General features: G+C 52.2%; 11 protein-coding genes. 1 reads left to right on the top strand and 10 read right to left on the bottom strand.

The window, feature by feature from the left end; all coding sequences use genetic code 11:
* The first annotated feature begins 167 nt into the window (after positions 1-167).
* Positions 168-1901, top strand: a complete 1734-nt coding sequence (locus M2368_RS17285; protein WP_133834588.1) for a winged helix-turn-helix domain-containing protein — start codon at positions 168-170, stop codon at positions 1899-1901.
* 435 nt (positions 1902-2336) lie between these two features.
* On the opposite strand, the gene M2368_RS17280 is transcribed toward M2368_RS17285, so the two are convergent.
* The 10 genes from M2368_RS17280 to M2368_RS17235 all read right to left on the bottom strand — a co-directional run bounded on the left by M2368_RS17280 (position 2337) and on the right by M2368_RS17235 (position 14447).
* Complete coding sequence (locus M2368_RS17280; RefSeq protein WP_133834587.1) at positions 2337-2657, bottom strand: hypothetical protein; 321 nt, start codon at positions 2655-2657, stop codon at positions 2337-2339.
* A 24-nt stretch (positions 2658-2681) separates the two neighbouring features.
* Positions 2682-3599: a hypothetical protein gene (locus M2368_RS17275; RefSeq protein WP_133834586.1), complete on the bottom strand. Its 918-nt coding sequence runs from the start codon at positions 3597-3599 to the stop codon at positions 2682-2684.
* Positions 3600-3601: 2 nt separating this feature from the next.
* On the bottom strand, positions 3602-5227 hold the full coding sequence (locus tag M2368_RS17270; RefSeq protein WP_208294277.1) for a hypothetical protein: 1626 nt from the start codon (positions 5225-5227) through the stop codon (positions 3602-3604).
* Positions 5228-5342: 115 nt separating this feature from the next.
* A complete protein-coding gene (locus M2368_RS17265) occupies positions 5343-5618 on the bottom strand; it encodes a hypothetical protein (protein WP_133834585.1) in 276 nt (91 codons plus the stop codon).
* A gap of 62 nt (positions 5619-5680) precedes the next feature.
* The gene (locus M2368_RS17260) at positions 5681-6790 is read right to left on the bottom strand and encodes a hypothetical protein (RefSeq protein WP_166650820.1); all 1110 of its coding nucleotides are present in this window, start codon (positions 6788-6790) and stop codon (positions 5681-5683) included.
* A 250-nt stretch (positions 6791-7040) separates the two neighbouring features.
* The gene (locus M2368_RS17255; RefSeq protein WP_133834584.1) at positions 7041-7325 is read right to left on the bottom strand and encodes a hypothetical protein; all 285 of its coding nucleotides are present in this window, start codon (positions 7323-7325) and stop codon (positions 7041-7043) included.
* A 12-nt stretch (positions 7326-7337) separates the two neighbouring features.
* A complete protein-coding gene (locus tag M2368_RS17250) occupies positions 7338-9509 on the bottom strand; it encodes a type IV secretory system conjugative DNA transfer family protein (protein WP_133834583.1) in 2172 nt (723 codons plus the stop codon).
* A gap of 576 nt (positions 9510-10085) precedes the next feature.
* The gene (locus M2368_RS17245; RefSeq protein ID WP_133834582.1) at positions 10086-10691 is read right to left on the bottom strand and encodes a hypothetical protein; all 606 of its coding nucleotides are present in this window, start codon (positions 10689-10691) and stop codon (positions 10086-10088) included.
* Positions 10684-12330: a M23 family metallopeptidase gene (locus M2368_RS17240; protein WP_133834581.1), complete on the bottom strand. Its 1647-nt coding sequence runs from the start codon at positions 12328-12330 to the stop codon at positions 10684-10686. The genes M2368_RS17245 and M2368_RS17240 overlap by 8 nt, the downstream gene beginning before the upstream one ends.
* Positions 12327-14447 (bottom strand): hypothetical protein, encoded by a 2121-nt coding sequence (locus tag M2368_RS17235; protein ID WP_133834580.1) that lies wholly within the window; start codon positions 14445-14447, stop codon positions 12327-12329. Before M2368_RS17235 ends, M2368_RS17240 begins: the two co-directional genes overlap by 4 nt.

The following is a 14447-nucleotide window of genomic DNA, read 5'->3' as shown; positions in this document are numbered from 1 at the left end:
ACCATTTTGCGAGCGAATCCACAGACTCAGCAGATGCCCAATGGAACTTCTTCGCACCCAAAATCGCCGGCCGGAACACCTACCGCTGGATGAACGCCGAAGGCAAATACCTTCCTAGCAACGAACGTCCCATCAGCCAGGGGTCACCAGCACGTCCAGCTGCAGTCATGATCTATTCCCCTGAAGGCCAGGCGCAGACTATCTGCCTCGACTTCGATGCGAAGTTCCCCTCTCTTGATGCTGACCTCGAAGAGTGCCGGGCTTGGCTTGATTCATTCAACATTCTGTATGTAGTCGACCGCTCCATCTCGGGTGGCCACCACATCTATATTCCGCTCAACGAGACTCTAACCTGCCTCGATGCCAGGTTCTTCGTTGAACACCTCGCAACGCACTGGGCTTCTCTGGACGCTTCCCCGCATCGTGTGGCCAAGCATGGCTGTATCCGCGTTCCAGGTAGCAGGCACAAAAAGGGTGGTAGCCAAACCCTCATCACTGACTTCGACATGTCAGTGATGATCTTCACAGTGCGCAACACTGCTGAATCAATCAATCAGCTCCTCGACAGCGCTGTGCGCTGTTCTGTAAGCAAAGCTGCAGCACCGGAAACCGATACAACTTCTCCAACCCCAGCTCAACCCACCGCCCAAAGTGCTGCACGCATCAAACCGAAAACTTCACTGGCCCGCGCCATCGCAGAAGGAGCACCTTTCGAGGGATCTTATGCATCCCCTTCTGAAGCACGCATGGCCGTTATCTGCTCGCTTGTATCGTCCGGGTGGGACATTCACCAGATTGACAGCGAAATGACCTCTGGTCGACTTCCAGGGCTTGCCGCTTTGTACTCCAAGTACTCAACTGATGCTAAAAACACGCGACTTCAAGCCGAGATCTTGAAAGCTGAGTCTTTTGTAGAAAAACGTCATGTCAGCAAGGGTTTTATCCCTGTTCGTAAAAACAACATAAACGACACTTTTAACTCACAGCGGGGGGATATTCATAGGGAGATTCGGAAGATGAGGGCTCTGATTGATCTTTTTGATCAGAGGCTTTCTCGGATGCGATCGGGGATTTATCTTCGGGTACTCTTGCGGGCATTGTTCGAGTTTGCTCATAAGACAGGGCAGACTCGGTTTGCTGTTGGGTGTAGGGCACTAGCTATTGCGACGGGCATGCACTTCGCCACGATTTCCAAGCTCCTTAAGGAGCTTGTCCAGATTCCAGGAACTCCCGTTGTCAAGACGAAGAAGGGATATCTTGGCGAGGCAGATGAGTATGAGCTTCGTCTGGAATCTGCTGATCGGCTGGTTGCAAACGACGGACGGCTGGCTAAAGGGAAGATCTACTCAATTCGCCCTGTATTTCGCGCTCTAGGGCCTGTTGCAGCACTTGTGTATGAGTCGATTGAGGAAACCCCTTACCAGTCGAGAAAAGACATAGCTCGTTCTACGGGGCTCTCTGCGACAGCCGTGTACGAAGCATTGAAAGAAATGTCTTCGTTAGGCATGGTCTATCTCGATCACGGCGTATGGCGCATACGAATTTCAGCGAACCTTCGGCAACTCGCAAACATGCTTGGTGCGCTTGACGAAATGACTGAGCAAATCTCTCGATACCGTGCTGATCGTAAAGCCTGGCATGAGTACCTGGCTAGAGTACCTGGAAGTCGCTACTACTTGGCGCCGGTGAATGAGCGCGAAATCTTCGACCCGGTTACTGAGGAAGCCATAGTGGGGCCTCCTCCCCCGAGGTATCGCCCAGAAGAGGATTTCAGGCCTCTTGATGAGCATGAGCTCTATGATGCGGAGATGGACTACTTTTGGGTCCATCCAGGCGCGGATGGCGACGCTTCCCTTGTCGACATTTCGCTCCTTCGCCCTTACGAACGGATCGCGGCCTAGTCTTTTCAATCTAACTGATCATTCTCTTTGACACCCAATTATGCTAATCTTAATTAACATATAGGACGTTGGGAGATCTCCTCAGCTCGCAAATGAACTCTTCTTCACTACATGGGCGTCCAGGGACGGTGAGCAAAGTGTTGCAACGGGTGACATACACCTGCACAGTGGATCAGATCGTCGACCTCGACTTGAACGAGGTAGCCCATTGGGCTGCCACGAATTGCTTGATACGAGAACTTTCCGGAAATGAGCCCGCGCCGGTAATCGCAGAAGAAATGTACTGGATGCTTCTTAAAAATTCCGCACTTCGAACTGAAATCTGTAGCCGATACGCAAAGCACCACGCAGTTTCGGGAACATCGAATTTTTCTTGAGACAACTAAATGCAGGTGGGGCCAGAAACGTTCTGTTTCTGGCCCCACCTGCATATTTCTATTCAGTACGTCGCGTCGCGTTCAGGGGCTTGCCCGGGCCCTTATAGAGCTCACGTGCCTGAATGAACTCCTCTACCTCATGTTTCAGATGCAAAAGAGGCCGTTGCACGACCGGACTAGGGAACGAATCCTTCCACCTACTGCGCTGCACCCTAGCTACGGCCTCGGACACATTCAGGCGCTGCGCGAGCCATTGGGTATCGACTAGTTGCTCCCTGAGAGTGCGGGCTAACTCAGCCGAGTCAACGGAAACATCGGCCGGCAGCAGCCTGCCCAGGGCTCCACTCAAAAACTCTTCGATCCTGTCCTGGTCAGCCATGCTGGTATGTCCCTCCTCTGACTATCATTGATCACGATTTCTTCGTCGCCGACGTGACTTTCGTCCAGAAGGTGGTTGCGGATCAATCAGGCGATTGCCCTTCTTGTCGCGATTCCAACGTCGAGCATCCTGCTGATCCAGCGCCTTACGCTCTTCCTTGCCACGGGCAGCGTCGTAAATTGTGATGTCAGTCTGCACAATCGAATAGTCATCAGGATCAAAATCTTCTCCTTTGTACCGTTCCATGAGCTGATCTTTAATCCAGGCTTCTACATCTCCGTCCTTAAACGTTCGAATATCAGAGAGGACGTCTGAGAGATGATAACCGTCGTGGCTACCGATTTCGACGGTGCGAAAATCACCATTTCCCAGATCGAAGGTGACGCCGATTTTTCCACGTTTGTCTCTAGCTCGCTGACCCTTAGCCGCGCGGCGCATCGTGTCCAGAAAAGTAGCCATACCTTGTTGGTGGCCTTTTGATCGCTTTCCTTTAGGCATCGTGATGACATGTTTGCGTCCACCGTTGGGCATCACCGTAGTCTTCTTGAAAAACCTTCTCCGGCGCTTCTTAACTAAGTTTTTAGAACGATCTTCTGCGGCATCGAGCTCTTCTTGATTCTCGTCATCAATATCTTCATGATCTGGTTCATGCTCGACAGGAGTCACGACAGGCTCAGGAGCGTTCCGCTTAGCGCGGACCTTAACTAGCTGTCCTGCCTTGTTTCTCCTACGTGCAGGAACATGGATAGCTCGCCCATGCTGCAGAATCTCCAATAACGCTTCGCGATAGGATTCGCCGCTAGTCTCCCCCTTGGAGATCTTACGAACCATCTTTTCTGAGCGCTCGATCATATCGCCGATTTCTTTCCAAGTTGCGTCAAAGACTCGGCGGATCTCATCGACTAGCTCAGAAGGTGTGAAGTCCCCATATTGCTTGGACATCGTTATGCCTCTTCAGCTGGTTGGTAAATGGCATCGTCGTCAGCAATCTCGAATTCCGAATCGTTATACGAGCGCTCCCACAAAGCTCCTGCTTCAGACGATTGTTTGCGCAGCTTATTCCTGGCCTCACGAGTAGTCGGGACTTTATATGAACCTTGCAAGTAGCCTTGAAGACGCATCCTCCCTACACGGCCGTCATCGGACCCTCCATCAGCTGTTGGCAGCGACCAAATTGGAAGAGTCGTCGTGTAGATAGCATCGCCATTGATGCCCAGAAGGGTCGAAGGGTCGACGCTAAGGGCTCCGCCCATGACCTTGCGATCTGAAGTAGGGCAATGTAGCACTCGCGCACGGCCTCTGGCCCAAATTTGGGCTGCATACTCTGGGTGATAGAACTGGTAACTCCGCTCACTCATCTGTTGACGCTCTTTGTAGACCCAGAGCTTTCCTTGGGGCTTGGCTTCACCTTGAGCGTAGGACGGTAGGTCCTGCACACTGCCGGTGACAATCGACTTGGAGCGGCCACGAGACGCAAAGGCACCAATGGTCTGAATCAGAATGGCTCGGATTGCAGCTGCTACTGCAGCGCGTATTGTCGGATCCATCTCGTCATCATTTTGTACCCATTCGCGAGCACGGATAATTCGCTTGGCGAATGTATCGAGCGGTCGAGCGGTGGTTAGACCATGGCCAGCGTCTTTACGGCTCCGCTCTGCGTGTCCTTCAAATCGGATACCCTCGATAGGCTCGATGAGCCACCCGAATTTCCTGGCTACATGAATCTCAGAGGTATCAGCCCATGTGACTGCTGTGGCACCCGGACGATTTGGGTAGTACCAGCCGTCGTCAGCGTTTTGATGCTGCACGCCAAAGATCCCCACGTGATTCCATGTGTCGGGAACCGTGTACTTGATGAGAAGCCTTCCGCGTGCATAAGGTTCGTGCTCGAAGAGATCATTCGCAGCTGATCTATTGAGTCTGACTCCAGGGCCAGTCCCCAGCTCGCGGCATAGGGCCGCGTACATGAATCTGGCATCCACGTAGGCAAACTCATCGGCTTCTGGTGTCTTAGTAGGATCAACCAGGGGGATGCAGTCTTCATGTTTCGAAAATGAAGGCCCTGCAACAAGATGTTCCAAGTGATGCTGGCCTGAAGTGCGGTGGATTTCCTCAGCGATATCTTCAGTGAGGTGAATGGGATCTAGATTGCGTGGCAAAGAAAAGGCCCAAAGGTTGGTCCCTGTACCGGCTGGGCTCAGCGCAATTGGAGCACCTTCAAAGGCCTCGTCGATCATGACCTTTAGAGCTGTCCAGGCATCTTTGGCTTTATTCGGAGTAAGTGGAGTATTGCCGAACCATTCAGCAGCTGTACGAATTTCAACCCGTCGGCCGGTATTGATGTGTTCAAACCGTCCCGTGACAGGTTTTCCCATCCAGTGTCCGAGGCCATTCCAGCCAGGGGTTTGAACGAGGAGCCAGTGACGCTGTCCGCGGTCTGCTGCAGGGACGTTGCCTGTGAACATGACTCGTTGAGCGCCTTCGGCTAAAGCTGTATCCAGGATGTCCTGCAGATTGGGTGACTTGCGACGCGCGCCAACCTTGGCTATTACTGGTTTGCCGTTCTGCATGACGCCCCTCTGGCCTCGGAAATCAATCCAGAGGGTAGGGGGGTCCGCGAGGTTTCGCCAAGGTTGAGGGCGCATCGTCAGGGGTCCTTAAATCTAGAGCAGAAGGCTACTTCGCCTACTTTGTGGCTGCTTCCGGGAAGGTATCTTCTTCGAGCTTGGTGTAAAGATATGGGCCGCGGATTGTTGTCTGAATGGATCGAGCCCAGAGCACTGGGTTCTCTGAGAAAGAAACAAATCCTGAACCATCTGCAGCTACGGTGTTGAGGTCCAGCTCAATGACATCCGGCGCCTTCCCGGTAATCTCATGGGTAAGGTCGTCGTTGAGGGTGAGCGTGGCTAGGACCTCATCCTGGTCCCCATCGCGAAGACCGAAAAATCTGAGTGTAAGCATGTCCACTCCTTTCTATATGCTATTCTAGATTAGCATAAATTGTTTGCTGTTGATAGTGATAGCTACAGGATTTTTCCTGATTTCAACATCGCTTCCGCCCTACGTTTGAGCGAGTCTGCGCGCTTAGCACCGATGATTTTTTTCATACCCAGACAATCATCGGATTTGGTGATCTTAACAAGCAATTGGAACTCATTTTGCGTCAGTTCCGGCTCACGCTGCTTGCGATAGCGTTGGAATTTTGAAGCATTGACTCTGTCTCGATTACGGGCGAAAGTGAATCCGTGATCAATCCCCACAACTCCGCGGTTATCGACAATGAAGTTACCGCCATGCCTATCTTGCTGTCCGATAAGCGCGTCGTAGAAGGCCAGATTATTGACCTGGTCTTTGGGAAGATCGCTCAAGGGGATTCCTGTGTTATTTGAAACACGCCCAGATTGTCCATACGAGACCGAACCCAATTGGCCACCGACTTCTCGAATGATGCAAGGTGATACCAACTGTGCGTATTCAGGACCCATGGTTTTGGCGAATTGCCAAGCCGCCGCCTCGTGGATTGGCTGCAGAGCTTTATCTTGACCATAGAACGCGGCCGTCGAGTGGTCCAGGTCGGAGAATGGCTTGAAGTATCCATGTTCATCGTCTCGACCGATCTTGATTTTCTTGGTCGTATTAACTCCTTCGCCAATGATGCGTATTGTTTCGCCGCGCCTTAGTAGAGCCCCTTCTTGCCAAGTGCCCGACGAGGTTTGAACGTCAACCAAAGCCTGGATCTGGTCCTTGACCGGTTCAACATATTTACGATCACTGTCAGACACAGTGATGCCACACAGCGTAAGAGGTTCTTTATTCCCGCCCTGCACGGGATCACCGGCATCGCCACTATTGCCCCCGCGGCCGCCGCCCATACCCCCTCGGCCACCGCCTCCGAGCCCAGCCCCGCCACCGGCAAACCCACCGGCCATGCCGCCGTCTCTGAACGGCTCCGGGGCGGGGCGATGAAGATTATCGTTCTGAACATCGACTCCAGGTCTATATGTGCCTGCCAAGAGCACTTCCGCAGGGGCACCATGGTCCTTGGCCCAGATTTTCAGTTGGTCTGCAGGTTTTCCTTTGACGTCATTGAAGTCTAGGTTTTCTTCATTACCTGCCCACGCTTCAATGTTCATCTTGATTTTTCGATTATCTCGGCGCCGCCTGTTGTGTGCTTCGCGAGCTTTAGTGCAATTCTGCCCTGGGCAGCGGCGATCATCTCGACACATGATTCCATCCCCTCGTCGTGGTTTGCCATACGGGAAAGGGATAGCCTCAGCATCTGCTGAAATCGGTCACAAGAGCGCCTAAGAATTTTCTCGTCACCATAGAGGCCTCCTGCCATCCAGGTTATGGATGACAGGAGGCCTCTTGAATGAACCAGGGCTATTTTTCCCCTTTGCGACGACGAGCACCGGCAGAGATGAGAAGAGCGAGCGCACCTAGAAGCACGGCGCCAGTGAGCACTATTCGAGGAAGATCAAGACCAATCCCCCATTGGTCGATGGACACCAATGCTTCCTGAGTTGTCACTACAATCTTCTTCTCCAGCAACCAATCTCGTACTGGAGTGAAAACACCGGCCAACAGTGATCCGACTCCAATCATTCCCACAAGGCTGATTACCGCGATTATCGCGATTGGCGCATCCATTTCATTGTTGTTGTCCATGGCGAGCTGCTCCTAGTCTTCAACTACTGGGTCAACGGGTTTACGTGTCCGAACCTTGTCGCTTGGTTCTAGAGCAAGCATTTCCGGCTCGCCGGTGCTCATGGCGCGATAGTCGATTTGCGCTCCCACTTCATCAATGAGTACATCTTCGACAACGCCCCAAAGTTCTAGGTCTTCGTCAATTTCAACGAGGTCGCCGGGTTCGAGTTTCGCGGGTTCAACGGAGATTGTTTGATCGGAGAATCCTTCGAAGCTCGCATCGTCATCTTCACTATCAGAAGCGCTGTCATCGCCAGGTAGCCAGGATTCGAGGATCTCTGTTTCTTCGACTGTCTCAGGGGTTTCATCCGCGTTCTCAGCGGGACCTTCTCCTTCTTCATGCTTGACCCAGTTCGGATGCGGTCCATCGATGATCTTTGCGTCCAGATAATCGTCCAGCAATGAAGGCTGCTCTTTGCCGTCGATGTCGATCTGAATGTCCGGCACATCTTCGATGTGTTTGATACCCCACCGGGTTTGAGAAGGCCTCACGGCTGTAACGAATGCTGGGTCAAACCCTGGTGCGACAGGGTCTGGATTCGGTGCGTAGATGAACTGAGATTCAACCACATCGCCATCCAAAGTCGTGGCGAATCCTCGACCCTTCTTGCTGCGTGCCACAGTCGTTCCGACAGCGGCGTTTTCCCACATCATCATCGCGCCCTGGGGATCCAAACGGCCAACGGAGTATCGAGCACCGAAATTTGAGCGCATTTCGCCGTTAAGGAATTCGACGTCGGGACGCTGCAAGCCGAGTACCAGGTGAATTTTGGCTGTTCGTGCAAGACGTCCGAGATCTGAGAGCCATTCTTTGACAGGCGGTTTGCCCTTGTACCCTTGTTCAGCCCACCAGCTTTCAATGCGCTTCACCAGTGAAGCAACTTCATCGATGATAAGGATCAGCGGTTCGAAGTCATCCAACGAGGCCTTGCCGTCTTCGATCAGGTCATATCGCTCATCCATCAGCTTTTTGGCATCATGGATTAGCTTGATCTGATGCGGAACCTTGGCCGCGATGAACTCAACGTTGGGCCACCAGCGGAACCCAAGGAACTCAACGCGCTTTCCATCAACAACCCACACACGAAGCCCTGCATGCGAGCATGCGATAGCCATATTGTGCAGGATCACGGTTTTACCTGATCCTGTGGGGCCAACAATCAATGCGTGCGACTGCAAGTAGGGACGCCAAGTAACGACCAAGTTATTTTCAGCTGCAGCGATAGGCACTTCAAAAGCCGTGTACTGGGAATGCGTGAGGATCGGCTTGAATGAGCTAATATCGATTTTCACCATTGAAGGTAGCTCCTTGCGTTGTTTGAATACGACGACGTCTCCCACGGTGTCCCAATGAGCACGCCAATGCCCAGGGACACGGGTATTGAAAATTCTCTCGACCCTGTTGCGCCGTGCTGCCATGGCGAAATCAGTGCCCTGGTGATGCTTCACAGTCACTTCTTCAACTCCGTCAGGGTCCGCCGTTGTTTCGACTTCCATAGGATCCTTGAACAATTCGGAGGCAACGAGCTGTGCTCGGGTATCGGCTGATTCCTCGCTGGTACCTTCTTGCTCAGTCTCAACGTCTTGTAATGAAGCCACTAACGTGAAGGGCTGCGGCCCTGGCTCGATTTTGATGGCCATGGCTGGAAACAACTTTTGCAGTATTGGTTTAAGAGCAAGCCCGATCACCAGATTTGCTCTGGTCTGTCCTAAAGGTTTGCCGTCCCAGGTCACTGGATTGTGATGGAAAAGCAGCGCAGCTGGTTTGGGCAAAAGCGAGCGTGTCCATTTATCGCAGCGGATCAGTTTCCGGTCAATTCGTTTAGCACCGAGAGCGTCGTAAGTTCTCAGTACGAGCTCGTCCATGATGCGGTCTTTGCGGCGGCGCCTCCCATGAAGTACGGACGCGCCAACAACAACTATGCCCAAAAGGCTGAAGGCAAGAGTTGCGTTGATCGAGTATCCAAGGATCTCTGCGACGGCCCACCCCACTAGAGATGCGATGACAAGGGCGAGCATTCCCTGGGCGAATCGATATCGACGTGGAGGTAGGAGAGCGAACTCGTCTGGCGTCTCCAGCGCCATGGATGACATTTGATTTCTCATGCTCAGGGGATAGCCCTTGCACACTTCGAAATCGGTCATGTGAGAGACGAGGAAATCTGGAATTTCCAGCACTCCTACTTGACATGGTGTGATATCATCGAAACTAGGTTCTCGTAGAGGTTCTTTGATTCGATGAATCAGCACCAGCCAAGAGAGTTAGAGAAGAAAATCAAGGTATCCTGCCAGGTTTAAGGCATGGTTTTCCTCCCCAGCACGAGATGATCTGCCGGCTCGTTTCTTGCTGGCGAAACAGGTTACTTTTCTACTAAAGGCCGTTTGGTCAGAGTGTTCTCGTGGATGCCATTAGTTGCATCCATATCTACTTACCTAGTTGCTCCACTAAGGGGTTTACTGCGATCCCAACGGTGATTTTAGTTAGATCGGTGGGAGCCGAAACCAAGCTATGAACATCGTCATGTCTCTAGGACTTGACGTAGGTCGTACCTAATTCGTCATCTAGGTAGTTCACTATTTTCATCACTGTTATGCACCTAGTTGCTGGCTTATGAGTACTGCGAGTTTGTATAGATGCTTGCTCCTAGGCAGAACAACAAGTAAGGCGCCCTCTTCCAAGAGGGCGCCTCTGTTGCGTTTCGAAGCTATGCAGGAAAGTGGTTATCCAATGAAATATTGATCGTCAGGTGAATCTGTTGGAGCGACTTCGTCAACAAATTTTGGTCCGTCGGAGAAGTCAGCCCAACTATTGACTAGCCACCCTTCACGTGTGTTGACGAGTTCGATTACTTTGTTGGCAGCACGGTATCCGTCGCCTTCTGCTGATTGGGTGACATGATCGAAAGAGACCAAGAATTCTGCTTTGTCGTCGGTCAGACTCAACTGAGAGATTTCTAAATTTTGAGCAGAAGATACTTGCCGAGTCTCTTGGATTTCGGTCCAGGCGCTGCCGCCATCTCCTTGGCCGTAGGCCTTCAGGATTTTTTTGGCGTATTGACTGGAGCACCATTTAGCTGCGCGGTCGATCCAAGCATCCGCCGAGGAATCTTGGTAGGACCAGGAGTAGTATCCCTCGACAAAACCGTGAATCGTCATCGTGATTTGAGGAGTAATCGGATTGGTGGGATCTACTTGGGGAGCTGGTGATTCCACTTCCCAGGTCATAGAAGGTTCTGACTGCTGCGAGTGATCTTTAGGAGCTACTAGCCAGATAAGCAGGAGAGCTGCAACTGCGCTTAGGGCAATAATCCATCCTCGCTTATTCATGGCCTTCAACCTCCTCAACGATTGGGGTCGCCGACTCAGGTATTAGGCTATAGCCGACCGGATTCTTTGGCAGTGGCACCTCGATTGTTCCTTTGGTAGTTACGGTCACCATTGTTTGTTGATCGATCATGATTCCAACCTGGTCCCATTTCCCTTGCGCAACCTTGCCCATGACGATGAGATCTCCGGGGGCTAAATCATCTGTTTGGCGGCCGGCCGCCCACGGGTCGACATATGGAACCCCGCGGATCTCTGCTTTCTGAGTTGCCCAGTAGACAAAGCCATCGTCGTCCCATTTTTTGAATTCTCGTCCGCCTCGGACATGAGAGCCACCTAGGCCTTCTTTCGCGGCATCGACTAAAGCACTGCGTACTTCGGTGAGATCTGCTGTTGAATTCGCAGCGAGTGATGTTGTTGCACCCATCGCTGGGCACTCGGTGTTGATCGGGGCTTCTCCACCAGGTGCACCTTTGAGCATCTGTGTGGCTACGGGTTCCCAATTGTCATACAGATCCGGGAATTTGCTGACCTGAACTGCCTGGGCAGCTTCCCCAAGGCCAAACTGTTCCCAATTCTTTATTGCGAAGAGCCGCTTGATGAATTGTTCAGTGGAGTACTCCACCTGCATTAAGCTCTTCACCGGCCCCCATCCCTGTGATGGACGCTGCTGGAATAGCCCTACTGAATCATGATCATGGCCTGCCCCATCGTTTGGGTACCCTAACGATTCTGGAACTGTAGTATTCGCCAGAATTTTTCCCTTAGATTCCTGCAGTACGGTCATCAACGTGATCACCACAGCCCGGTCATTTCCTTTGAGCTTTCGAACGGCGCTGATCACTCCTGCAAGGTTTTTGGCTTGTTTCTCATCGGCCACATATTTTTGCCCATCAGCACGTCGGTATGTCCCTGCCAAACCTCCACCAGTCTCTGGAATTTCTTGCTTGGGTGAATCTGGATTTTCTTCTTGATTATTAACTGTCTGGACCTGTTGTGTCTCGTCAATCCCAAGATTCACTCCCTTCTTCTTCATCCATGGGATGGGAGGAGTCGGCTGCCCGTTAATACGAATCTCGAAATGTAGATGCGGGCCAGTGGCGTTGCCTGAAGCTCCCACATCAGAAATGTGCTGTCCCTTTTGGACCTTCTCGCCGACCTTGACATGAATACCCTTGGGCCACGAATGTACATATCGACTTTGGACCCCACCACCATGATCAATCGCGACCATATAGCCGGAATTTCCGCCAGTCGATTTGCCTGCAATTGAGACAACGCCGTCAGCCGCAGCCAAAATTGGGGTGCCATCTGGTGCAGAAATGTCCTGCCCAGAATGTACTTGAAATATGCCTAGAATCGGGTGTACTCGGCCACCATACGACGAGGTGAGTTTCCCTTTGAGCGGGTTGAGCCATTCGCCAGTGTAAGCCTGATCCGGGCTCACTACATTCGGCCCATCCCCAACCTGGCACTGGAGCCCATTGTCATTGTTCGTCCCCGACCCATTCTTGGCTGCTCCGCTGAAGCCGGCCACCATCACAACCGGGAGAATAAGTGCTGACCCTGCCAACAAGATGGCGATGAGGAGACACCCTATACCAAGACCAGCACCGGTCTTTTTGGCACTGTTATTGGTCATCTGCTGACTTTCACAGGCTCGGGAGTATGAGCAGCACGACGTTGCTCAGCTCGTTGTTTCAGAAGTTCTTCGTTGGCTTTATGCTTCGATACAACTTGTGCTGCAGTATCACGTGCCTTCTGAGCCGTTGCTAGCTTTGCCTGAACGCGCTCACGCCGTTTCGGCATATGCTTAGCAACTTGAGCTGATTTAGTTGTCTTTGCAGCCATCTTGTTGGTCAGCTTCTCCATCTTTTCTGGAGTTGATGGAGTGCCAGGACGTTGAGCATCCTTTCGCTGAGCATTGGTCAGTTTCCGGTCGACACGATCCATCGATCGCTGGACACGTTCTTGCTTACGGTTCTTGCTATTTTCAAAACGCTCCTCACGGCCTTGATAGCGGTCTACTTTTCGCTGCTTCAGGTCAGTCTTCAGCTGTCCTGAAGATACGTGCGTTTTAGCAGCGCTAACTGTTTTACCCACCTTGCTTGCAGCCTTTCCTGCCACAGTTGCTGCAGTGACTGCAGTGCCTACGCCAGGTACGCGTTTGGCAGCTAGCAATGCTGCCGCTTTTACCTTTCCCCGTGCGTTACTTTGAGATCGACGCTCGTTAGTTTGTCCTGTGCCCGCAGGAGCGTCTTGAGGCATTTTTGATGGGGCTTCTTTAGACGCCTGAGCATCAGAATTTTGGCCAGCTGATCGAGCGGTGCGGGACATAGTCCTCGCGGATGCGACATTTGAAACCGTGTGAGCGGCACTGCGCACTTTAGAGATAGCGCCGCCAACGTTTACTGGCTGGCTTTGGCCTCCACGGTCTCCGAGAGTGTTCTTCATCCGCTCAGCTAGCTTTTTAGCTCTTGTTACTAACCACGAACGGTATTTGAACAACAGAACAGCAGAAACAACGGTGAAGATCATCACGACCGTGAATTTGTTGCGTCCCAGAGGTGCCAGGAAATCTAGGAAGCCGACGATAGCTAGAAGGACAATGACAAAGAGCGCGAGGGCGAACCCAGTGAGGAACAGTCCGTAGAGGACCATGACCAGGCATTCCCAAAGGCCGCCTCGTTCGCCTCCAGGCAACAAACCGATGAGCAGCTGATACAGCAGAACACACGTGCGCCATGCAAGAAACAGGACCGCGCCGGCCAGAATGGCAAAGAAAACGATCACGAAAATTAGCATCCCCGAGAGCATCATGACTGATCCAGCCATCACGTCCAGAGTGCCGTTCGGAGTCTCTAAATAGGCTTTGGCCTGTGGGTCGCATTTAGAAATGGCATCACGAACGCGGGTGTCAGCACCGTCTCCAGTAGCTACTTCCTGGATCTTTTGTGTGAACGTTTCCGCGCATTTCCCATCGAGGGTTTTACCGAATGCTACATATTGCAGAGGTTCTCGGAGCATCACGTCAGTGAGTTTGCTACCTACTGAATCTGTGATGACTTGATTGGCCGTGAGATTATCAGAATTTTGCTCTCCGTTAGTAGCGATGGTGATGGCTACTTCGTTACCTGCGTTCCGGAACTTATCGAACGCTCCATCAGTACCGAATACTGAGTTCATCGGATTAGACAATGAGCCCATCAGAAGTACGAGTATTCCGATCGTTACGGCGATATTCATCAACGCGCTTCCGGCCTTACCACGCATCAGAGCAATACCGTAGACGGCGCCTGAAAGCGCCATTGCGAATCCGATGTAGCTGGATTTGATGGGAGACACGACTGCAGAGATGTTGTCGGAGATCCCCTTGACAGGGGAAATTAGCCAATCGACCCATGTGAACGAGAAGACAAAGTGGATCAACCACATCATCGTTTTAAAGGACCCCGTGTAGGGACCCCACAACAGATCAATAAACCAACCGTCGATGACATGGCGCGGGTGCCAAATATCTCCGCGGTCGACGGGAGTAGTGAGATACTTTTCTGCTGGTACGCCTTGTGAGTCTTTCAGCGAGCTCATAGGGTCGGCAGGGATCTCCCCCTCAGCTGGGGTACTGAGCGGAGAATCCTCACTTGTAGCTGCTGTCGAATATGAAGGAGCCGTCGCGGCCAAGGACGAAGGCGCGCCGATTGCTACGCTGCTGATGGCTAAAAGGAGCGCAAAACTGAAAAGCATGTAGAGGCGCTTCAT

Source organism: Arthrobacter sp. JUb119 (assembly GCF_024807995.1).
Lineage (GTDB): Bacteria > Actinomycetota > Actinomycetes > Actinomycetales > Micrococcaceae > Glutamicibacter.
Note: the sequence above shows the minus strand (reverse complement) of the source record. Positions and strands in the feature narration are given on the sequence as shown.

Coding starts and splice junctions, on each gene's coding strand:
- M2368_RS17280 (WP_133834587.1), bottom strand. CDS start 2,657: ATGGCTGACCAGGACAGGATCGAAGAGTTTTTGAGTGGAGCCCTGGGC.
- M2368_RS17245 (WP_133834582.1), bottom strand. CDS start 10,691: ATGAATAAGCGAGGATGGATTATTGCCCTAAGCGCAGTTGCAGCTCTC.
- M2368_RS17255 (WP_133834584.1), bottom strand. CDS start 7,325: ATGGACAACAACAATGAAATGGATGCGCCAATCGCGATAATCGCGGTA.
- M2368_RS17275 (WP_133834586.1), bottom strand. CDS start 3,599: ATGTCCAAGCAATATGGGGACTTCACACCTTCTGAGCTAGTCGATGAG.
- M2368_RS17240 (WP_133834581.1), bottom strand. CDS start 12,330: ATGACCAATAACAGTGCCAAAAAGACCGGTGCTGGTCTTGGTATAGGG.
- M2368_RS17270 (WP_208294277.1), bottom strand. CDS start 5,227: ATGCAGAACGGCAAACCAGTAATAGCCAAGGTTGGCGCGCGTCGCAAG.
- M2368_RS17265 (WP_133834585.1), bottom strand. CDS start 5,618: ATGCTTACACTCAGATTTTTCGGTCTTCGCGATGGGGACCAGGATGAG.
- M2368_RS17235 (WP_133834580.1), bottom strand. CDS start 14,447: ATGAAGCGCCTCTACATGCTTTTCAGTTTTGCGCTCCTTTTAGCCATC.
- M2368_RS17285 (WP_133834588.1), top strand. CDS start 168: ATGATCTATTCCCCTGAAGGCCAGGCGCAGACTATCTGCCTCGACTTC.
- M2368_RS17260 (WP_166650820.1), bottom strand. CDS start 6,790: ATGAACATTGAAGCGTGGGCAGGTAATGAAGAAAACCTAGACTTCAAT.
- M2368_RS17250 (WP_133834583.1), bottom strand. CDS start 9,509: ATGACCGATTTCGAAGTGTGCAAGGGCTATCCCCTGAGCATGAGAAAT.